This window comes from Streptomyces sp. NPDC005408, assembly GCF_040606445.1.
Lineage (GTDB): Bacteria > Actinomycetota > Actinomycetes > Streptomycetales > Streptomycetaceae > Streptomyces.
The window spans coordinates 1-20,915 of record NZ_JBEXEX010000071.1 but is presented as its reverse complement, the minus strand read 5'-3'; the positions used below and the strand labels follow the sequence as shown (position 1 = coordinate 20,915).

General features: G+C 69.7%; 16 protein-coding genes. 9 read left to right on the top strand and 7 right to left on the bottom strand.

Annotation, left to right across the window (positions count from 1 at the left end):
- Positions 1 to 31: 31 nt before the first annotated feature.
- The 6 genes from ABZS64_RS35815 to ABZS64_RS35790 all read left to right on the top strand — a co-directional run bounded on the left by ABZS64_RS35815 (position 32) and on the right by ABZS64_RS35790 (position 6,890).
- Entirely contained in the window at positions 32 to 1,366 is a 1,335-nt protein-coding gene (locus tag ABZS64_RS35815) for a DUF2252 domain-containing protein (RefSeq protein WP_355838796.1), read from the top strand.
- 53 nt (positions 1,367 to 1,419) lie between these two features.
- Entirely contained in the window at positions 1,420 to 2,109 is a 690-nt protein-coding gene (locus tag ABZS64_RS35810) for a hypothetical protein (protein ID WP_355838794.1), read from the top strand.
- 57 nt (positions 2,110 to 2,166) lie between these two features.
- Positions 2,167 to 2,982 carry a DsbA family protein gene (locus tag ABZS64_RS35805; protein ID WP_355838792.1) on the top strand — a complete coding sequence of 272 codons (816 nt, stop codon included), beginning with the start codon at positions 2,167 to 2,169 and terminating at the stop codon, positions 2,980 to 2,982.
- Between the two features lie 346 nt (positions 2,983 to 3,328).
- On the top strand, positions 3,329 to 4,996 hold the full coding sequence (locus tag ABZS64_RS35800) for an alkaline phosphatase D family protein (protein WP_355838790.1): 1,668 nt from the start codon (positions 3,329 to 3,331) through the stop codon (positions 4,994 to 4,996).
- 345 nt (positions 4,997 to 5,341) lie between these two features.
- The gene (locus tag ABZS64_RS35795; RefSeq protein ID WP_355838806.1) at positions 5,342 to 6,265 is read left to right on the top strand and encodes a zinc metalloprotease; all 924 of its coding nucleotides are present in this window, start codon (positions 5,342 to 5,344) and stop codon (positions 6,263 to 6,265) included.
- A 328-nt stretch (positions 6,266 to 6,593) separates the two neighbouring features.
- Positions 6,594 to 6,890 carry a barstar family protein gene (locus tag ABZS64_RS35790; protein WP_355838788.1) on the top strand — a complete coding sequence of 99 codons (297 nt, stop codon included), beginning with the start codon at positions 6,594 to 6,596 and terminating at the stop codon, positions 6,888 to 6,890.
- Between the two features lie 21 nt (positions 6,891 to 6,911).
- Here the strand turns inward: ABZS64_RS35790 and ABZS64_RS35785 are convergent.
- Together ABZS64_RS35785 and ABZS64_RS35780 are read right to left on the bottom strand one after the other, a co-directional pair.
- A protein-coding gene (locus tag ABZS64_RS35785; protein ID WP_355838786.1) for an IS5 family transposase occupies positions 6,912 to 7,771 on the bottom strand; the annotation gives its coding sequence in 2 pieces (ribosomal slippage) (positions 6,912 to 7,420 and positions 7,420 to 7,771; 861 coding nt in all).
- Positions 7,772 to 7,808: 37 nt separating this feature from the next.
- Entirely contained in the window at positions 7,809 to 8,387 is a 579-nt protein-coding gene (locus ABZS64_RS35780) for a dienelactone hydrolase family protein (RefSeq protein WP_355838784.1), read from the bottom strand.
- Positions 8,388 to 8,417: 30 nt separating this feature from the next.
- On the opposite strand from ABZS64_RS35780, the gene ABZS64_RS35775 reads away from it, so the two are divergent.
- Positions 8,418 to 9,509: a mechanosensitive ion channel domain-containing protein gene (locus ABZS64_RS35775; RefSeq protein WP_355838782.1), complete on the top strand. Its 1,092-nt coding sequence runs from the start codon at positions 8,418 to 8,420 to the stop codon at positions 9,507 to 9,509.
- 132 nt (positions 9,510 to 9,641) lie between these two features.
- Here the strand turns inward: ABZS64_RS35775 and ABZS64_RS35770 are convergent, their stop codons facing one another.
- On the bottom strand, positions 9,642 to 11,228 hold the full coding sequence (locus tag ABZS64_RS35770) for a Na+/H+ antiporter (protein WP_355838780.1): 1,587 nt from the start codon (positions 11,226 to 11,228) through the stop codon (positions 9,642 to 9,644).
- Positions 11,229 to 11,411: 183 nt separating this feature from the next.
- On the opposite strand from ABZS64_RS35770, the gene ABZS64_RS35765 reads away from it, so the two are divergent.
- The gene (locus ABZS64_RS35765) at positions 11,412 to 13,724 is read left to right on the top strand and encodes a glycoside hydrolase family 95-like protein (RefSeq protein ID WP_355838778.1); all 2,313 of its coding nucleotides are present in this window, start codon (positions 11,412 to 11,414) and stop codon (positions 13,722 to 13,724) included.
- A 93-nt stretch (positions 13,725 to 13,817) separates the two neighbouring features.
- Here the strand turns inward: ABZS64_RS35765 and ABZS64_RS35760 are convergent, their stop codons facing one another.
- From ABZS64_RS35760 to ABZS64_RS35745, 4 genes are read right to left on the bottom strand one after another with little or no spacing between them, the layout of a single operon-like run.
- Complete coding sequence (locus tag ABZS64_RS35760; protein WP_355838776.1) at positions 13,818 to 14,291, bottom strand: GNAT family N-acetyltransferase; 474 nt, start codon at positions 14,289 to 14,291, stop codon at positions 13,818 to 13,820.
- Positions 14,288 to 15,229, bottom strand: a complete 942-nt coding sequence (locus ABZS64_RS35755) for an RluA family pseudouridine synthase (protein WP_355838774.1) — start codon at positions 15,227 to 15,229, stop codon at positions 14,288 to 14,290. Before ABZS64_RS35755 ends, ABZS64_RS35760 begins: the two co-directional genes overlap by 4 nt.
- Before the next feature lie 17 nt (positions 15,230 to 15,246).
- Positions 15,247 to 15,807: a signal peptidase II gene (gene lspA / locus ABZS64_RS35750; RefSeq protein WP_355838772.1), complete on the bottom strand. Its 561-nt coding sequence runs from the start codon at positions 15,805 to 15,807 to the stop codon at positions 15,247 to 15,249.
- 59 nt (positions 15,808 to 15,866) lie between these two features.
- Positions 15,867 to 17,006 (bottom strand): TraR/DksA C4-type zinc finger protein, encoded by a 1,140-nt coding sequence (locus ABZS64_RS35745; protein WP_355838770.1) that lies wholly within the window; start codon positions 17,004 to 17,006, stop codon positions 15,867 to 15,869.
- 591 nt (positions 17,007 to 17,597) lie between these two features.
- On the opposite strand from ABZS64_RS35745, the gene ileS reads away from it, so the two are divergent.
- Positions 17,598 to 20,735 (top strand): isoleucine--tRNA ligase, encoded by a 3,138-nt coding sequence (ileS, locus tag ABZS64_RS35740; protein ID WP_355838768.1) that lies wholly within the window; start codon positions 17,598 to 17,600, stop codon positions 20,733 to 20,735.
- Positions 20,736 to 20,915: the final 180 nt, after the last annotated feature.

Genomic DNA, 20,915 nt, shown 5'->3' with positions numbered 1-20,915 from the left:
ACATCTGCCATGCACCAGGAGGCACCAAGCGATGTCGGTACCGCGATCCGCCGAGGTCACAGCTGAAGAGCGCGGCGAGCAGATTCTCACCGTCTTCGACACCGCCTTCGGCCAGCTGCTGGCCGCCGATCCCGCTGCCTTCCGGGTCAAGTTCCGGAAAATGGCCGCGTCGGCGTTCGCGTTCTACCGGGGCACCGCCTGCCTCTTCTACAACGACCTGGAGCGGGAGCAGCACGGCGGCCCGTTCCTCGACGACCGCACCGGCCGGGTGTGGATCCACGGCGATCTGCACGCCGAGAACTTCGGCACGTACATGGACGCCAACGGACGGCTGATTTTCAACGTCAACGACTTCGACGAGGCGTATGTCGGCCCCTTCACCTGGGACCTCAAGCGGCTCGCCGCGTCGCTGGCGCTGATCGGCTACACCAAGGCGCTCAGCGACGAGCAGATCACCGAGCTGGTACGGGTCTACGCCGCCGCGTATCGCGAGCGCATCCACGCCCTGGCCACCGGCGCCAAGAACGACGAGGTGCCGCCCTTCACGCTGGACACCGCCGAGGGCCCGCTGCTGGACGCCCTGCGCGACGCCCGCTCGCTGACCCGTTTCGCGCTGCTCGACTCGATGACCGAGATCCGTGACTTCGAGCGCCGTTTCGCGCCCGGCGGCGGCTCGATCGAGCTGGACGCGGCCACCCGCTACAAGGTGCTCGCGGCCTTCGACGGCTACCTGGAGACGCTGCCCGAGTCCAGCCTGACCCGGCCCGACTCGTACCGCGTCAAGGATGTCGTGGGCCGGCGCGGCATCGGCATCGGATCCGCGGGCCTGCCCTCGTACAACATCCTGCTCGAAGGCAACAGCGACGCCCTCGAGAACGACGTCATCATCTACATGAAGCAGGCGCAGACCCCCGCGGTCTCCCGCCACATCACTGACGCCTCAGTGCGGGAGTACTTCCAGCACGAGGGCCACCGCACGGTGATCTCGCAGCGCGCGCTCCAGGACCACGCCGACCCGTGGCTGGGCTGGACCGAGCTGGACGGCGCCGGTCAGCTCGTCGCCGAGGTGTCTCCGTACGCGGTGGACCTGGACTGGTCGGACATCGACGACCCGGAGGAGATCGCGGCGGTCGTCGCCGACCTCGGGCGGGCGACGGCGACGATGCACGGCGCGGCCGACGACGAGAGCGGCCACTCGCTGGTGCCGTTCTCGACGGAGCGGGCCATCGACGCGGCGATCGCGGCGGACGAGGACGGCTTCGGCGAGCTGCTCGTCGAGTTCGCACACAGCTACGGCGCGCGGGCGCGGGCGGACCACCAGATCTTCGTGGACCTGTTCCGTAACGGTCGTATTCCGGGTCTCTAGGAGGGCCGGATCCTTAGGAGTCCCTTACAGGCACGCATGGGACACTCCCGGTGATGGACATATCAGGGATGCAGCTCAGGGCGCTGCGGGCGGCGGTCTTCACGGCACTGGTCGTGACGCTGTCCGCGGCGTCGCATGTGCTGCTCTCACGGGTCCCGCTGCCGCTGACCACCGTCGCCGGGCTGTCCGCGGGCGTCTTCGCCGTCGCGTACGCCCTGTCGGGCCGCGAGCGGGGCTACTGGCGGATCGCGAGTCTGCTCGTCCCGCTGGAACTGGCCGCGGACACCGTGTTCACCACGGGCCAGGACGTCTGTTACGGCCCCGGCGGCGGGCCTGTCGCCGGGTCGCTGCGTGCGGTCGGCTTCGATGTGCTGTGCGGCGGCGGCAGCGTCGGCACTGCGCTGCCCGGTGTTGCCGTCCCCGACCGCGGCGCGGCGGCCCTGCTGCACTCCGCCAACCCCGTCCTGCCCTGGCTGCTGCTCGCCGCGCATGTGTCGGTCGGGCTGCTGGCCGCGGCCTGGCTGCGGCGCGGCGAGTCCGCGCTGGCCGGTCTGGTCCGGGCGGTGGGGGCGTTCGCGTTCCGTCCGCTGCTGCTGGCGGCCGGGGCGGTGGTCACGGCCCACGGGTCCATACGCCGCGGAGCGCGCCCCGCGCTTCGCCGGCCCGGCATCTCCCGCACCCGCCTGCTGGTGCACTCCGTCGGACGACGGGGACCGCCGCGCTCGGCCGCAGTCTTCGCCTGAGCCCGCAGTCCCTCTTTTCCGTATCTCCGGATACGACGTCCCACGGAGTGAATCAGCATGAGTGCACGTAACAGCAAGGCCAATAAGGCGGCGGCCCGCGAGCGGCTGCGCCAGGAGCGAGAGCGCCAGGCCAAGAAGGACAAGACCCGCCGTCAGCTCATCGTCATCGGCTCGACGATCGTGGTCCTCGCGATCGCGGGCGGCGCCGGCTACGCGATCATGCAGGCCAGCAAGCCGACGCACTGGGAGTCGGCGAAGGACGAGAAGAACGTCACCGCGCCGAAGAACACCGAGGGCGAGAACGGCACGACCGTCGTCATCGGCAAGGCGTCCGCGAAGAAGACCCTGGAGCTGTACGAGGACTCGCGCTGCCCGATCTGCGCGAACTTCGAGCAGGCGGTGGGCCCGACGGTGAAGAAGGACGTCGACGCCGGCAAGTACAGGATCAAGTACATCGGCGCGACCTTCATCGACAACGCCGGCCAGGGCGAGGGGTCGAAGAACGCGCTGAGCGCGCTGGGTGCGGCGCTGAATGTGAGCCCCGAGGCGTTCTCGGAGTACAAGACGGCGCTCTACTCGGCGAAGTACCACCCCAAGGAGACCGACGACAAGTTCTCCAAGGACTCGTACCTCCTGGAGGTCGCGGACTCGGTCCCGGCGCTCAAGAACAACGCCGCGTTCAAGAAGAACGTCGAGGACGGGACGTTCGACGCCTGGGCGATGAAGATGTCGGCGACGTTCGACAAGAGCGGGGTGGGCGGCACCCCGACGCTGAAGATGGACGGCAAGAAGGTCACGGCAGAGGGCACGGACAACCCGCCGTTGACGGTGGAGCAGTACAACGCGGCCATCACCAAGGCCCTCGCGGGCTGAGCCCCCGGTCGCCCCGACTCCGGCCAACCGGGGCGGGGCGCTCCGACGGAGGTGGCGCTGAGGGTGCGGGCGCCGCCCAGTCGGCACCCCGAGCCGGGCATCCGGCTCCCGAGGCGGTGGTCCCTGCGCCTGCCCGCGCCCCCGCCCCCGGAGAGCGCTGGCTCTCCGCTCCAGCCCCCGCGCCGCGAAGCCCCCTCGGCGGTCCGCGGCGGGGTGAGGGAAACACCCCCTTCGTCCCGCTACGGCCACCCACCGGGGAACAGCCCGGTGGCCCCTGCCCAACCCCCCGGCGAACTTTCCCCATTCGCTCGCCCATTTGACCTACCGATCAGTAGTCTGATCGGCCGTGACCAGTAGACTCACCTCAACTCCCAGCCGCCGCACGGTCGTCAAGGCCGCCGCCACCGCTGTCGTCGCCGCGCCCGCCATCGCGGTCGCCACCTCCGCCCCGGCCTCGGCCGACTCCGCCTCGGCCGCAGACGCCCCGGCCCCCCTCTTTCTGCACGGCATAGCCTCCGGCGACCCGCTGCCCGACGGCGTGCTGCTGTGGACGCGTATCACCCCCACCCCCGACGCCGTGCCGGGCTCCGGCAAGGGCCCCGACACCGCGGTGAGTTGGGAGGTCGCGGAGGACAAGGCCTTCACCAAGGTCGTCGCCCACGGCACCACGACGTCGAACGCCGCCTCCGACCACACCGTCAAGGTCGACGTAAGGGGCCTGCGCCAGGCCACCGTCTATTACTTCCGGTTCACCGCGGGCGCGGGCGTCTCGCCCATCGGCCGCACCCGCACCGCCCCCGCCACCGACGCCGCGACCCCCGGCGTCCGCTTCGGCGTCGTCTCCTGCGCCAACTGGGAGGCGGGTTACTTCTCCCCGTACCGCCATCTCGCCGCCCGCGCCGACCTCGACGCGATCCTCCATCTCGGCGACTACATCTACGAGTACGCCACCGGCGGCTACCCGGCGCCGGAGTACGTCGTACGCCAGCACTCGCCGAAGAACGAGATCCTCACGCTCGCCGACTACCGCACCCGGCACGCCACGTACAAGACGGACGCCGATCTGCAGTCGCTGCACGCCGCGCATCCCGTGATCGCGATCTGGGACGACCACGAGTTCGCCAACGACGCCTGGTCGGGCGGCGCGGAGAACCACACCCCGGGCACCGAGGGCGACTGGGCGGCGCGCGCCGCGGCCGCACGTCAGGCCTACTTCGAGTGGATGCCCGTACGCGCGTCGACCGAGGGCACGGTCTACCGCCGCCTGCGCTTCGGCAAGCTCGCCGATCTGCACCTGCTGGACCTGCGCTCCTTCCGTTCGCAGCAGACGACGGTCGGCAACGGCAGCGTGGACGACCCGGATCGCACGATCACCGGCCGCGCCCAGCTGGACTGGCTGAAGTCCGGTCTGGCGGCTTCCGACGCCTCCTGGAAGCTGGTCGGCACCTCGGTGATGATCTCGCCGGTGGCCTTCGGCTCCGTACCGGCTCATCTCCTGGAGCCGATCGCGGAGTTGCTGGGGCTCCCCAAGGAGGGCCTCGCGGTCAATGTCGACCAGTGGGACGGCTACACGGACGACCGCAAGGAGCTGCTGGCGCACCTCACCCAGCGCGGCATCAAGAACACCGTATTCCTGACCGGCGACATCCACATGGCGTGGGCGAACGACGTGCCCGTCAAGGCGGCGACGTACCCGCTCTCGCAGTCCGCGGCGACCGAGTTCGTGGTGACGTCGGTGACCTCCGACAACCTGGACGACATCCTCCATGTCGCGCCCAACACGGTCTCGCTGGTGGCCGAGACGGCCGTCAAGGCGGCCAACCGCCATGTGAAGTGGATCGACATGGACAACCACGGCTACGGCGTCCTCGACGTCACCGCCGAGCGCTCGCAGATGGACTACTACGTCATCTCCGACAAGACGCAGCAGGGCGCGACCACGCGGTGGACCCGCTCCTACCGGACGCTCAGCGGAACCCAGAAGGTCGAGCGGGTGAACCAGCCGGTGCGCTGACCGTCGAATTTCAGCCACACAGCGCTTTGTTACGCACAGATCACGCCATCAGGCGGGTGGTGTTAATTCGCCATCCGAATCCGGACACACCACCCGCCTTGGTAACCGTACGCGTTGCCCGCGCATCTCAATGCCTGGACCTGGCTGAAAGATTTCGCCCCGATGCCCCAATTGATCTACGGATTGATTGGGCTTGATCGATTCTCATCAAGATCTGGCATCCGCACGTAATCTCCCGGCAGCGGCGAGGACTTCACCTCCGCCCACCCCCCGCTAGGAGTCAACGTGCTCTCGCTTGCCCGAATATCTCCACGTCTGCGCAACCGCTTCATCGGTACCGCGGTCATGGCCGGAACTCTCGTACTCTCCCCGCTCTCCGCACCCGCCGGGGTCGCCGCCGCCAAGACCCCCGCGCAGGAGTGCGCCGACTCCGCGAGCATGTCCGCCAACGCCCGTGAGACGAAGCCCGGAAGCCAGCACGCGAACGAGCCCAACGAGCTGACCGCCACTCAGGCCAAGGCCATGGACGCGGATCTGCGCAAGAGACTCGAGAGCGCCCGCTCCGCAGGCAGAGGGTTCACGGCGGCCGCGGCGACCTCCATCCCGGTCTACTTCCACGTCGTCCACAGCGGAACGACCGGCAAGCTCACCTCGGCCGACGTCAGCAACCAGATGTCGGTCCTGAATGCGGCGTACGCCGGCCAGGGCACCGGAAACACCGACTCCACCTTCCAGTTCACGCTGGCCGCCACGGACTACACGGACAACGCGTCCTGGTACAACCTGGCATCGGGCTCGACCCAGGAGAAGGCGATGAAGACCGCGCTGCGCAAGGGCGGCGCCGGCGCGCTCAACATCTACACCGCCAACCTCAGCGGCGGCCTGCTCGGTTGGGCGACGTTCCCGAGCTCGTACAAGTCCAGCCCGAGCATGGACGGCGTCGTCGTCCTCGACACCTCACTGCCCGGTGGCTCCGCCGCCAACTACGACGAGGGCGACACCGCCACCCACGAGGTCGGCCACTGGATGGGGCTCTACCACACCTTCCAGGGCGGCTGTAACGGCAACGGCGACTACGTCTCCGACACCCCGGCCGAGAAGAGCGCCGCGTTCGAGTGCCCGACGGGCCGCGACTCCTGCACGAGCAAGACGGGCCTCGACCCGATCCACAACTTCATGGACTACACGTACGACTCCTGCATGTACCAGTTCACCGCGGGCCAGGTGCAGCGCATGAAGGACAGCTGGACCGCCTACCGGGCGGGCTGACGCCAGGCTGCCCGCCGCATCCGCGGCGGGCAGCAGCACGTTCTGGTTCTGCCTTGGGCCTGTCGTTGGGATCAGGCCGGATCAGGGAGCGGCCCGCCGCGGAGCGGCTGATGTCACTGCGGTGCGTGCGATCGCAAGGCGGAGGAAGGAGCCGACGCGGAGCGTCGGCGACTGACGCAACGCAGCGTGGGGGCACCTCCCGTGCCCGAAGGGCTACGGGGGAGTGCGCGCCAGGGCACGCGAGCCCGGCAAGATCCGAACGACAGGCCCTAGAGCCTGTCTCTTTGACTGGTCAGGGCCTCGTGGTGGGGCTGGTTAGTCTGCTGCGATGACGGATAGCGAGCTGATTGTTGACCTGCGCGGTCGGATGATCGAGACGCTCAATGACTTCTGGGACGCGGTGAGCGAGCCGTGTGGGCTGCCGAACTGGTTCGGCCGAAACCTGGACGCGTGGGCGGACACGATTGAGACCCGGGGCATCTCTGAGGTGATTGACCGCCACGACATCCTGATCGTGCATGTCGACCAACAGGGCCTCTTCGACGGGCGCCGGCAGGAGGCCAACGTCCTGGCCGGCATCTTTGACGGAGAGCAGAACCGGCTCGTGGTCCACGGGCTGGCGTGACGACCCCTTCGGACGCCTTGCTCAGCGCCGGGTCCAGATGAGGATGGCCGCAAGGTGGAGTGCGGCCTGGTAAGCGATGGCGAGCTTGTCCGTCCGCATGGCGAGGCCGCGCCACTGCTTAAGGCGGGCGATGCATCGCTCGACAGTGTTGCGCTCCTTGTATGTCTCAGCGTCGAAGCCGGGCGGGCGGCCTCCGGCACGGCCTCGCCGTAGACGGTGGCCGATCTGGTCGGCTGGCTGCGGGATGACGGATCGGATGCCGCGTCGACGGAGGTGTCCACGGATTGCGCGGGAAGAGTAGGCGCGATCGGCAAGGACGACGGCGGGGCGGGTTCTTGGCCTGCCGAGTCCGCTTCGCGGGATCCGGATTCCGGCCATGACCGCTTCGAAGGCCGGGGCGTCACCGGCCTGTCCCGCGGTGACGTGGATGGACAGCGGCCGTGCCCGGCTGTCACTGGCGAGGTGGACCTTCGTGCTCAGTCCACCGCGGGAACGTCCGAGTGCGTGGTCCTCGGGCTCGGACCGGTCGGGCGCCCCCTTTTCCTGGCTCCGGCCGAATGCTGGTGAGCCCGGCAGACGGTGGAGTCCACCGAGACTGTCCAGCCGATGTCGTCGTCGGTATCGGCGACTGCAAGGACCGCCGCGAGGACACGTTGCCAGGTGCCGTCCACGGCCCATCTGATCAGGCGTTTGTGCGCGGTCTGAAAGGGCCCGAGCTCGTCTGGAAGGTCGCGCCAGGGCGAGCAGGTGCGGTACTTCCACGCGATGGCTTCCAGGATCCGGCGGTGGTCTGCCCACCGTCGTCCACGGACCGGATCTGCCGGCATCAGCGGCTCGAGCCGGTCCCACATCGCATCAGTGATCACTAATCGGACAGACACATCCGATCAACTGATCAACCCATCAAAGAGACACGCTCTAGTTCTGCCGGAGCGTGTCCAGGAAGCCCAGCGCCACCCGCCAGGTCTGCTCGGCGGCTTCCTCGTCGTAGTCGGGCAGTTCGGGGTCGGTGTAGAGGTGCCCGGCGCCCGGGTAGCGGTGAACCTCGACATCCGCACCGGCCTTGCCCATCTGCAGATACCAGGCGGTCAGCCAGTCGTGCGGCTCGAACGCGTCGGGGTCCGCGACATGCAGCTGTACGGGCAGCTCGTCCACGCTCGTGCCCTCGGCGATGTCGGACGTGCCGTGCAGAAGCAGCAGCCCGCGGGCCTTGGCGTCGCCGAGCGCCAGAGTCTGCGCGATGGCCGCGCCCAGCGAGAAGCCCGCGTACACCAGGCCCTGCTCGGAGTGGGGCGCGGCGGCCACGATGGCGCGCTTCAGCAACTCGTCGACGCCGACCTCATCCTTGTACGCCCTGCCCTCCTCGACCGTGTCGAAGGTCCTTCCCTCGAACAGATCGGGCGTCCACACCTCGTGCCCGGCCGCCCGCAGACGCTCGGCCGCCGACTCCACAGCGGGGCGCAGGCCGTAAGTCGAATGGAAAAGCATGATGTTCATGCGGCCATGGTGCCAGCTACGGTCGAGGGCATGGAGAACGTGCTGCGCCCGTTGATCGTCCTCGGCGGCTCGGTCGTGCTCACGCTGTTGGTGGGGTGGCTGGTCGACCTTTTGCTCCGCCGGGCCGACTCCCGGCACACCGAGACCCCGCTGTGGGGCCTGCTGCGCCGCTGCCGCGTCCCGCTGGAGTTCGTGCTCTGCACGGCTCTGCTGAGAGGGACGTTCCGGCAGACGGAGATCGGGTCGTTCGAGGACCATGAGGCGGGTATCGGACGGCTGCTGACGCTCGTGTTCATCGGGGCCTCGGCCTGGCTGGTCGTGCGGATCGCGGCCGCCGTCGTCGACTCCTCGTACACCCGCTATGCCGCGTCCACCCGCGATCCGGCGCGGGTGCGGCGGGTGCGTACGCAGGTGACGCTGATCCAGCGGGTCGTCACCGCGGTGGTGGGGGTGGTGGCGGTCGCGGCGATGCTGCTGACGTTCCCCGCGATGCGGGCCGTGGGCGCTTCGATGCTGGCGTCGGCCGGTGTCCTCGGCATCGTCGCCGGCATCGCCGCACAGTCGACGCTGGGGAATCTCTTCGCGGGGCTGCAGATTGCGTTCGGCGACATGGTGCGGATCGGCGACACGGTGGTGGTGGACGGCGAGTGGGGGACGGTCGAGGAGATCACGCTGACGTTCCTCGCGGTACGGACGTGGGACGAGCGGCGGATCACGATGCCCGTCTCGTACTTCACCGGCAAGCCGTTCGAGAACTGGTCGCGCGGCGGGGTGCAGATGACCGGCACGGTCTTTCTGCACCTGGACCACTCGGCGCCGGTGCGCGAGATGCGAGAGATGCTGCACGACATCCTGCGCGAGTGCCCGGCGTGGGACGGCCGCGACTGGTCGCTGGCGGTCACGGACACCACGCCGACGACGATGCTGGTACGCGCGGTCGTCACGGCGAAGGACGCGGACGACATCTGGACGGTGCGGTGCGCGGTGCGCGAGCAGCTGATCGCCTGGCTCTGCGACCACCATCCGTACGCGCTGCCCCGCGTGGCCACGTCGCAGGCGGCCCCGTCCCTGGGAGAGCACCCGTCACCGGACGACGGCAACGCCCGCACGGGCCGCGGCTGATGGGTGGCGGCCCGCCGGGCCCCGGCGCACGGGAAGCCGCAGTCCCGCCGCACACTCGCGCCCCCGCCAGGGGCGCGCCTCCGGAAGCCGCAGGCGCCCGACGCACGGTCACCGCGAGCCGCGCGAGCCCCGTCACCGCATGCTCCGGACGTCCAAGTGCCGCAGGACCCTGTCCACCACCTCCGGGTCCGCCCCCGGCTCGTTCCGGGCCGACAGGACCTCGTGACGAGCCGCCGACAGCATCTCCCGCTGGATCCGCTGCACCGTCCTGAGCCGGTCGACGCGCTTCGCGAACCACTCGCGCCGCTCGTCGTCCACGATGTCCGGGCTGATCCTCGCCCCCATGTCGTACGCCCCGCGCAGCAGCCGCTCGCTGATGTCCTCCGGCAGCTCCTCCACCTCCTCGATCTCCCTGAGCCGGTGCTTCGCCGCCTTCGCCGCGCGCAGTGCCAGGCTGCGCTCCAGCTCGCGCTCCGCGTCCGCGTCCGCGCGCACGCCGAGCCGTCGTACCAGCCAGGGCAGCGTCAGCCCCTGGAGGACCAGCGTGCCCAAGATGACCGCGAACGCGATGAAGATGATCTCGTCCCGCGCCGGAAACGCCTCTCCGCTGTCCGTCCTCAGCGGAATGGCGAGCGCCAGCGCGACCGATGCAACGCCCCGCATGCCGGACCACCACATGACGACGGTCTCCCGCCAGCTGACGGGGATTTCCTCGTCGTAGTCCCGCAGCGAGTGCAGCCGCTTGGCGAGCCAGGTCGCGGGCATCAGCCACACCAGCCGTACGACCACGACGACACCGACAACCGCCCCGCCCCACCAGAGCATCTGTCCCATGCGCTCGTCGGCCGTGCCGAAGACGTTGTGCAGTTCGAGGCCGATGAGGCCGAAGGCGACCCCGGTCACCAGGGTGTCGACGATCTGCCAGAACGTGTTCCCGGCCAGCCGCCCCATGACATCGTCCGCGTCGGCGGTGTGCTCGGCGAGGAAGAGCGCAGTGGTCAGGACGGCGAGCACGCCCGAGCCCTTCAGCTCCTCCGCCAGTACGTAGCTGACGAACGGCACCATCAGCGACAGACCGATCTGGAGCGTCGCATCGCCGAGCAGCCCCATCAACTTGTTGGAGAGCCAGCCGAGGACGAGCCCGACCGCGACGGCCACCACGGCCGACAGCACCAGTTCCCCCACCGCGTCGGGCCAGGAGAACTCCCCGCTCACCGCCGCCGTGATCGCCACGTGGTAGAGCACGATCGCCGTGACATCGTTGAACAGCCCCTCCCCCTCCAGGATGGAGACCAGCCGCCGCGGCAGCCCGAGCGACCCGGCGACGGCGGTCGCTGCGACCGGGTCGGGCGGCGCCACCAGTGCGCCGAGCGCGACCGCCGCGGCGACCGGCAGCCCGGGCACGATCGCGTGGGCGACGGCCGCGACCGCCGCCATCGTCACAAAGACGAGCGCGACCGCGAGCAGCAGGATCGGCCGGATGTTGGCCGCGAACTGGCGCCAGGAGGTGCGCTGTACGGAGGCGTACAGCAACGGCGGCAGCAACAGCGGCAGAATGAACTCCGGCGGCACATCGACGTTCGGCACGACCGGCACAAAGGCCAGGACGATCCCTGCCAGCGTCATCAGCACAGGCGCGGGCAGCCCGAGCCGCTCCCCCAGCGGCACCGTCACCACGGCCCCGAGCAACAGCGCGAACAGCAGCGCCAATTGGTCCACGGTGTGCCCTCCGGCGGCTCGAAACCTCAACGATCAGGTCTTCCAGCCTGCCACGCAAATCACCTCAACCACCCCAACTTCCCCTATGGGAGCGATCTCTGATTCAGCATCCTGAACAGCCATCGGATGTTTGTGGTGCAAGAGGTCTTCCGGTTCTGCTGGGGCGCGGGCACCATGCGGGGCATGAGACGACGTGACGTACTCGGTTCCGCGGCAGGCACCGCCCTCTGGTTAGCGGCATCCCCCACCGCCTGGGCCGCCCCCGAGCCCATATCCGGGACCGCAGCCGCGACCCGCCGCAGGGCCCCCGCCGACCCGTACGAGCAGACGGTCAGGGCGGCGGCCATGGTCTGGCGCCGCCTCCCCGCCTCCTGGCAGGAGGGCCCGTTCATCGCCAACGGCCGCCTCGGCGCCCAGCTCTATGCCGGCCAGACCCCCGGCACCCTGAAGGTGATGCTCAGCCACAGCGAGGTGCAGGACCAGCGCGGCCAGTGGCGCGGCGGCATCGGCTACTCCCGCCTGCCCATCGGCTACTTCACCCTCACCCTCGCCGGGGAGATCACGGCCGTCGACTGGACCCTCGATCTGTACGACGCCGAACTGCGCGGCACCGTCACCACCACCCGCGGCAGCATCGCCTTCTCCGCGCTCGTCCACAGCGAGACCAGCGCACTGCTGATCTCCACCCGGCCGAGCGCGGGCGAGGAACAGGCCGCCTGGTCCTTCCAGTGGCTGCGCGCGGCCACCACCCGCACCAGCGGCAAGCCCCCCGAGTACACCCCGAACCCCGACCCGACGGTCGGCGACGGCTATGTCGAGCAGCCGCTCATCGCCGGAGGCGGCTGGACGACGGCCTGGCGCGAACGGCGCGCGGGCACCGGCCGGCTACTGGCCGCCCAACTGGTCCACCGGTTCCCGGGCCAGGTGTCCGAGGCGACCGACCAGGCGATACGGAGCGTGAAGCGCACCCTCGCCACCGACACCGGGCGACTGATCGCCCGTCACCGCGACTGGTGGCACCGCTACTACCGCCGCAGCTTCCTGTCCGTCCCCGACAAACGGCTCCAGGCCTTCTACGTCACCCAGATCTACAAACTGGGCTCGGCGACCCGCGCCGACGGCCCGACGATCTCGGAGTGGGGTCCGTGGTTCCCGGAGGTCGGCAACAACTGGACAGCCGTCTGGTGGAACCTCAACGTCCAGATCGGTATGGCCCCGATCCACGGCTCCAACCACCCCGAACTCGACTCGGTGACAGGTGCGTTCCGCCGCTTCGAGCGGAATCTGCCGCTGTCCGTGCCCGTGGACTACCGGGACGGCCAGGGCTATGCGCTCGGCCACCCCTCCGACTGGCAGCTGCGCGCGGGAGACACGTACGACGTCGGCGTGCCGGGATCGAGCCGGATCTCCGACAACTTCGGCAATCTGACCTGGGCGCTGCACCATGTGTGGCAGGCCTACCGCCACTCCATGGACCGCGCGATCCTGCGCGACGTCGTGTACCCGATCCTGGCCAAGGCGATCCATTTCTACGCCCACTTCCTGCACGAGGGGGGCGACGGGCGGCTGCATCTGCTGACGACGCGCTCCCCCGAGTACGCGGACGCCGCGGACTGCACGTACGACCTCTCCCTCATCCGCTGGGGCGTACGCACGCTGCTGGAATCGGCCCGCCTGCTGCGGATCGACGACCCGCGCGCGGCCCGCTGGCGGGACATCGCGGCACGGCTGACCCCGTATGCGGAGGACCCGGCGGCCGGAATCATGATCGGCAAGGATGTCCCGCTCGCCGACTCCCACCGCCACCACTCCCATCTGCTGTGGCTCTACCCGCTGCGGGAACGGAACTGGGAGCGCGAAGCCGACCGGGACGTGATGCGTCGCAGCCTGGACCACTGGGTGGGCATGCAGCAGCGCTGGCACGGCTACAGCTACGCGATCGCGTCGTCGATGTACTCGGTGATGGACGCGCCCGAGAGGGCACTGGACTCGCTGACCTTCTTCACCGATCTGGGCATCGTCGACAGCTGCCAGATGACGGTGAACACGATGTACCGGGAGGGCAAGAACTTCGCCCTGGAGAGCCCGCTGGCAGGGGCCCAGTCGCTGCTGGACATGGCGGTCCAGTCCCACGAGGGCGTGATCAAGGTCTTCCCGTCGGTCTCCACCCGCTGGCCGGACGCCTCGGTGGCGGGCCTGCGCACGCAGGGAGCGTTCCTGATCGACGCGGACCGGGCCGGGGGCTCAACCCGCTGGATCCGGGTCCACAGCGAGTCGGGAGCGCCGCTGGTGCTCGACCACGGCATGGGCGGCGAGATCTCGGTACGCGACGACCGCGGCCGCCGCTTGGAGTGGCGCGCGCTGTCACCGTCCCGCGCGACGATCCAGCTCCCGCGGGGCGCGACGGCCGTGATCACTACGGAGGGCACGCGCCCGGGCCCGCCGCGGGATGTCCCGGCACTGGGCGACTGGACGAGATGGGGCCTGCCGGGCTGAACTTCAGCTTCGGGCGTTGAGGCGCGGGGGTCCGGGGACGGAGCCCCCGCGCGGGGTCCGGGGCAGCGCCCCAGCCACAATCGTGGCGAACGGCTACAACGCGCGCTGCATCGCCCGGTGCCCGATCCCCGCGTCCAGGAACTCCGCCCCGTACGCCACGTACCCCAGACGTTCGTAGAACCCCAGCGCATGCGTCTGCGCATGCAGATCCACAGCCGCAAGCCCCCGCTCCCGCGCCGCGTCCTCGATCGCCCGCACCAGCGCCACGCCCACGCCCAGCCCTCGCGCCGCCTTGGTCACCGCGAGACGGCCCAGCGACCCCACCGAGGCGTCGTCGCCCGTCTTGTCCGCCGCGGCCGGTCCGTACAGCAGGCGGCCCGTGCCCAGCGGCACCCCGTCCGCGCCGAAGGCCAGCACATGCACCGTGTCCGCGTCCTCGGCGTCGAAGGCGTCGTACTCGATCTCCGCCGGAACGCGCTGCTCGACGACGAACACGTCCTTGCGGACAGCGAAGCAGGCCTCACGGTCGGCGGGGCCGACCGCCACCCGCACCTGGAAGCCGCTCATTCACTCTCCGCCGCGATCCTGTCCAGCGCCGACTGCAGGTCCTCGGGGTAGGAGCTCTCGAACTCCACCCACTGCCCGTCCGACGGGTGCTCGAAGCCGAGGCGCACCGCGTGCAGCCACTGCCGGGTCAGCCCCAGCCGCTTTGCCAGCGTCGGGTCCGCGCCGTACGTCAGGTCGCCGACGCAGGGGTGCTTGTGCGCAGCCATGTGCACCCGGATCTGGTGCGTACGCCCCGTCTCCAGCTTGATGTCGAGCAGCGACGAGCCCCGGAACGCCTCGATGAGGTCGTAGTGCGTGACCGAGGGCTTGCCGTCCGCCGTCACGGCCCACTTGTAGTCGTGGTTGGGGTGCCGGCCGATCGGCGCGTCGATCGTGCCGCTCATCGGGTCCGGGTGCCCCTGGACCAGAGCGTGATACCGCTTGTCCACCACCCGGTCGCGGAACTGCGCCTTCAGCAGGGTGTACGCCCGCTCCGACTTGGCGACGACCATCAGCCCTGATGTGCCGACGTCGAGCCGGTGCACGATCCCCTGCCGCTCCGCAGCGCCCGACGTCGAGATCCGGTACCCGGCGGCCGCGAGACCGCCGATGACCGTGGTCCCGGTCCAGCCCGGGCTCGGGTGCGCGGCCACACCGACGGGCTTCACGATCACGACGATGTCGTCGTCGTCGTGCACGATCTCCATGCCCTCGACCGGCTCGGCCACGATCTGCACGGGCGCGGGCGCCTGCGGCATCTCGACCTCGAGCCAGGCACCGCCGCGGACCCGTTCGGACTTTCCGACCACCGAGCCGTCGACCTGCACCTTCCCGGCGGCTGCCAGTTCGGCCGCTTTCGTACGGGAGAACCCGAACATCCGGGAGATGGCGGCGTCGACGCGCTCGCCCTCAAGGCCATCGGGTACGGGCAGGGTGCGGATCTCGGGAACTGTACTCACCCGTCGAGTATGCCTTGTCAGTCCTTGTGGACAGTCCCGTCGGGGTCCAGGCCCTTGAAGGAGAGGATCACAATGAGGAAGCCGCCACAGACGATTGCCGAGTCGGCGAGGTTGAAGACGGCGAAGTGCGCGGGCGCGATGAAGTCGACGACCGCGCCCTCGAAGACGCCGGGCGAACGGAAGATCCGGTCGGTGAGGTTGCCGAGCGCACCACCGAGCAGCAGTCCGAGCGCGATCGCCCACGGCAGGCTGTAGAGCTTGCGGGCCAGCCGGGCGATCACGATGATCACCGTCGCCGCGATACACGTGAAGATCACGGTGAAGGCCTCGCCCATGCCGAAGGCCGCGCCAGGGTTCCGTACCGCCTCGAACTTCAGCAGATCGCCGATGATCTCGATCGGGTCGTGGTGCTCCAGTTTGGCCACGACGATCATCTTGCTGACGAGGTCGACGATGTACGCGACGACCGCCACACCGAAGAGCACGGCGATCTTGCGCCTGCGCTTGGGCTGCTCGGCGGGCGCCGCAGCCTCGTCGTCACCATCCGGCGTACCGATGATGCGCTCCGCCTCTGCCACGTGAGTCCCTCAACCTAGGTGCCTGACTGAGCACGAGGGTACGGCACACACGTACGGAGTCAGCCGCGTCGCTCCTGCTTCTGCTTGTCCTCGACGCAGAGAGTCGCGCGGGGGAACGCCTGCATCCGCGCCTTGCCGATGGGCTTCCCGCAGATCTCACAGAGGCCGTACGTCCCCGCGTCGAGCCGCAGCAGCGCCCGCTCGGTCTGCTCCAGCATGTCGCGGGCATTGGCGGCGAGCGACAGCTCGTGCTCGCGCGTGATGTTCTTGGTCCCGGTGTCGGCGTCGTCGTCGCCCGCGCCGTCCCCGGAGTCCCGCATCATCCCGACCAGCGCCTCCTCCGAGGTGCTGATCTCGTTGGTCAGCCGGGTCGCCTCCTCCGCCAGCTCGGCACGCGCCGCGGCGACCTCCTCGGGGGTCCACGGGTCCTCGCCGGGCCGTACCGCGAGCTCTCCCGGCGGTGTCGCGGCCGCCGTACGGGCCGTGGGCACCGCTGTCGCGCTCTTGCCTGCGGCCGATGCCCCACCCGCGGTCTTCTTCGCTCCCACCGTCCTGGCTCCTGTCTGCTTCGCGGCCTTGGCCGCCCCCTTGGCCGCGGTCGCGGCCTTCTTCGCAGCCTTCTTGGCCACGGCCTTCTTCGCAGGCGCCTGCTTCGCCGTCGGTGCCCCGGCCGCCGCTGCGGTCGTCATCTCCTCCACGGCCGTCACCTTCTTCGCGCTCGTCTTCTTCGCGGACGCCTTCTTGGCGCTCGCCTTCGCAGTCGTCTTCTTCGCGGACGCCTTCTTGGCGCTCGCCTTCGCAGTCGTCTTCTTGGTCGCGGTCCTGGCCGTGGCTGTCTCGGTGGCGGCCTTCTTGGCAGCCGTCGTCCCGGTCGCGGCCTTCCGGGTCGCGGCCTTCCGGGTCGCGGCCTTCCTGGCGGCGGCCTTCTTCGTCGGGACCGCCTTCTTCGCAGCCGCCTTCTTGACGGGCGCCTCCGGTGCCGCGACCGCCGACACCTTCTTCACCGTCGCCGTAGCAGCCGATGCCTTCTTCGTCGCCTTCGCCGTCATCACCGACGTCTTCCTGGCCGCCCGCTTCCCGCTGTCTGCCGCGGCCTTCTTGGCCACGGTGCTCTTCTTGCCGCTCGCATCCTTGGCCGCCGCGTCAGCGGCGGTGGATCGTGCGGACGCCGTCTTCTCGGCGGTCTTCTTCGCCACCATGGCCGCGGCCCCTTCACATATTGTGATCTTGCTCGCGAATCGTGCTGGGACGATAAATCGACCCAGGCCCCGCGGCAAACGGGCCACGCCGCCGCTTCGGCCCGCCCCGGCCTGCGACAAGGCGAACCTGCATCCGTTGTGCCCAGCTCCCCGCCCCGTAATCCGCCACGGCGAGGCAGCCGGACTCCGCCGGACCGCGTGTGGCCATTCGGGTCAACCGCGCAGCTCGCGGACGGACCGGCGGAGGGACCCGCGGAGGGACCCGCGGAGGGACCCGCGGACGGCCCGGCGAAAAGCGGTCGGCCGCCGCGCGTACGGGCCCGTACACTGGGCGAAGCGAAAGGCTTGGATGGGGACGAGTAGCGTCGTACGCAGCCATGAGCGACCCGGGGACGGTGAGAGCCCGGGGGCGAGCGCGAAGTGAAGCATCACCCCGGAGCCGCCGGAAGAAAGCCGCGAGGCGAGTAGACCCGGCGTCGCGACCCCAATGAGGGGGCGGTGCGTCCTGCGCCGCCAAGGAGGGTGGTACCGCGGGAGCGCAGCTCTCGTCCCTCCGACGGAAGAGAAACTGTCCGCCGGAGGAGTTCGTAGATGACACCCCCGCAGTACCGCCAGGTACCCGCCCAGGTCGATCTGCCCGCGCTCGAGCACGCCGTGCTCGACTTCTGGCGCGAGGCCAAGGTCTTCCAGAAGAGCCTCGAGCAGTCCGAGGGCCGCCCCGAGTGGGTCTTCTACGAGGGCCCGCCCACCGCCAACGGCATGCCCGGCGCCCATCACATCGAGGCCCGCGTCTTCAAGGACGTCTTCCCGCGCTTCCGCACGATGCGCGGCTACCACGTCGCCCGCAAGGCCGGCTGGGACTGCCACGGCCTGCCGGTCGAGCTCGCCGTCGAGAAGGAGCTCGGCTTCTCCGGCAAGAAGGACATCGAGGCGTACGGCATCGCGGAGTTCAACGCGAAGTGCCGTGAGTCGGTGACCCGGCACACGGACGCGTTCGCCGAGCTGACGGACCGCATGGGCTACTGGGTCGACCTCGACGACGCGTACCGCACGATGGACCCCTCCTACATCGAGTCGGTCTGGTGGTCGCTGAAGGAGATCTTCAACAAGGGCCTGCTGGTCCAGGACCACCGTGTCGCCCCCTGGTGCCCGCGCTGCGGCACCGGCCTCTCGGACCACGAACTGGCGCAGGGCTACGAGACGGTCGTGGACCCTTCCGTCTTCGTCCGCTTCCCGCTGACCTCCGGCCCGCTCGCGGGCGAGGCGGCGCTGCTGGTCTGGACGACGACCCCCTGGACCCTGGTCTCCAACACCGCCGTCGCCGCGCACCCCGACGTCACGTACGTCGTCGCGACGAACGGCGAGGAGAAGCTCGTCGTAGCCCAGCCGCTGCTGGAGAAGGCTCTGGGCGAGGGCTGGGAGAGCACAGGCCAGTCCTTCACGGGCGCGGAGATGGAGCGCTGGACGTACCAGCGGCCCTTCGAGCTGGTCGAGTTCCCGGCACCCGCCCACTACGTCGTCAACGCCGAGTACGTGACGACCGAGGACGGTACGGGTCTGGTCCACCAGTCCCCCGCCTTCGGTGAGGACGACCTCAAGGTCTGCCGCGCGTACGGCCTGCCGGTCGTGAACCCGGTCCGCCCGGACGGCACGTTCGAGGAGGACGTGCCGATGGTCGGCGGCGTCTTCTTCAAGAAGGCCGACGAGACCCTCGTGGACGATCTGCAGTCCCGTGGCCTGCTCTTCAGGCACGTCCCGTACGAGCACAGCTACCCGCACTGCTGGCGCTGCCACACCGCGCTGCTCTACTACGCGCAGCCGTCCTGGTACATCCGCACCACCGCCATCAAGGACCGGCTCCTCGAGGAGAACGAGAACACCAACTGGATCCCGGACTCGGTCAAGCAGGGCCGGTACGGCGACTGGCTGAACAACAACATCGACTGGGCCCTGTCCCGTAACCGCTACTGGGGCACGCCGCTGCCGATCTGGCGCTGCGAGGAGAACCACCTCACCGTCGTCGGCTCACGCGCCGAGCTCACCGAGCTGACGGGCACGGACCAGTCGGCGCTGGACCCGCACCGGCCGTTCATCGACGAGGTCACGTTCGCGTGCCCGCAGTGCTCCGGCACGGCGACGCGCGTGCCCGAGGTCATCGACGCCTGGTACGACTCGGGTTCGATGCCGTTCGCGCAGTGGGGCTACCCGTACAAGAACAAGGAGCTCTTCGAGAAGCGCTACCCGGCGCAGTTCATCTCGGAGGCCATCGACCAGACGCGTGGCTGGTTCTACACGCTGATGGCCGTCGGCACGCTCGTCTTCGACAAGTCCTCGTACGAGAACGTGGTCTGCCTCGGCCACATCCTCGCCGAGGACGGCCGCAAGATGTCCAAGCACCTGGGGAACATCCTTCAGCCGATCCCGCTGATGGACCAGCACGGCGCTGACGCGGTGCGGTGGTTCATGGCCGCCGGCGGCTCGCCCTGGGTTGCCCGGCGCGTGGGTCACGGCACGATCCAGGAGGTCGTGCGCAAGACGCTCCTCACGTACTGGAACACGGTGGCCTTCCAGGCCCTGTACGCGCGCACGTCCAACTGGGCGCCGTCCGCGGCCGATCCGGCCCCGGCGGAGCGCACGGTCCTGGACCGCTGGCTGCTGAGCGAGCTCAACGCACTGGTGGACCAGACGACTCAGGCGCTGGAGGCATACGACACCCAGCGCGCCGGAAAGCTCCTGTCGGCCTTCGTCGACGACCTGTCCAACTGGTACGTGCGCCGCTCGCGCCGCCGCTTCTGGCAGGGCGACCCGGCCGCGCTGCGTACGCTGCACGACGTCGTCGAGACGGTGACCCGGCTGATGGCCCCGCTGACCCCGTTCATCACAGAGCGGGTCTGGCAGGACCTGATCGTCCCGGTGACGCCGGACGCGCCGGAGTCGGTCCACTTGTCGACGTGGCCGGCTGCCGACCTGGACGCGATCGACCCCACCCTGTCCTCGCAGATGGCGCTGGTGCGCCGCCTGGTGGAGCTGGGCCGTGCGACCCGCGCGGAGTCCGGGGTCAAGACGCGCCAGCCGCTGTCCCGCGCGCTGGTCGCGGCGTCGGGCTTCGAGTCCCTCTCCCCCGAACTGCACGCGCAGATCACGGAGGAGCTCAACGTCTCCTCCCTGGCCTCGCTCTCGGAGGTCGGCGGCTCGCTGGTCGACACGACGGCCAAGGCGAACTTCCGCGCGCTGGGCAAGCGGTTCGGCAAGGGCGTCCAGGACGTGGCCAAGGCGGTCGCGGCGGCGGACGCGGCCGCGCTCTCGCTGGCCCTGCGGGACGGCGAGGCCACGCTGGAGGTCAACGGTGAGACGATCACCCTGACCCCCGACGAGGTCATCATCACGGAGACCCCGCGCGAGGGCTGGTCGGTGGCCTCCGACTCGGGCGCGACGGTCGCGCTGGACCTGGAGATCACTCCGGAGCTGCGGCTCGCGGGTCTGGCCCGTGACGCGATCCGGCTGATCCAGGAGGCCCGCAAGAACAGCGGCCTGGACGTCGCGGACCGTATCGCGGTGAGCTGGTCCTCCACGGACCCGTCCACGACGGAGGCCCTGACGGAGCACGCCGGTCTGATCGCGGACGAGGTGCTGGCGACGAGCTTCACGACGTCCCCGGCGGACGACACCTTCGGCGCCCCGTTCACGGACGAGGGCCTGTCCCTGACGTTCCGCCTCCGCAAGATCTGACGCCTCAGCAAAGGGGGCCCGGGCTACGGCTCGGGCCCCCTTTTGCGTTTCCTCCACCCCGGCCGGCACAACGGCCGCCCGCACAGGCAAAAGCCGCGGGCGCCGCGGCCTATGCCTCGATCGGGCTGTCCGACGGGGACACCAAGGCGGACGGCTCGTCGGCGGGCGACAGCCAGTCCC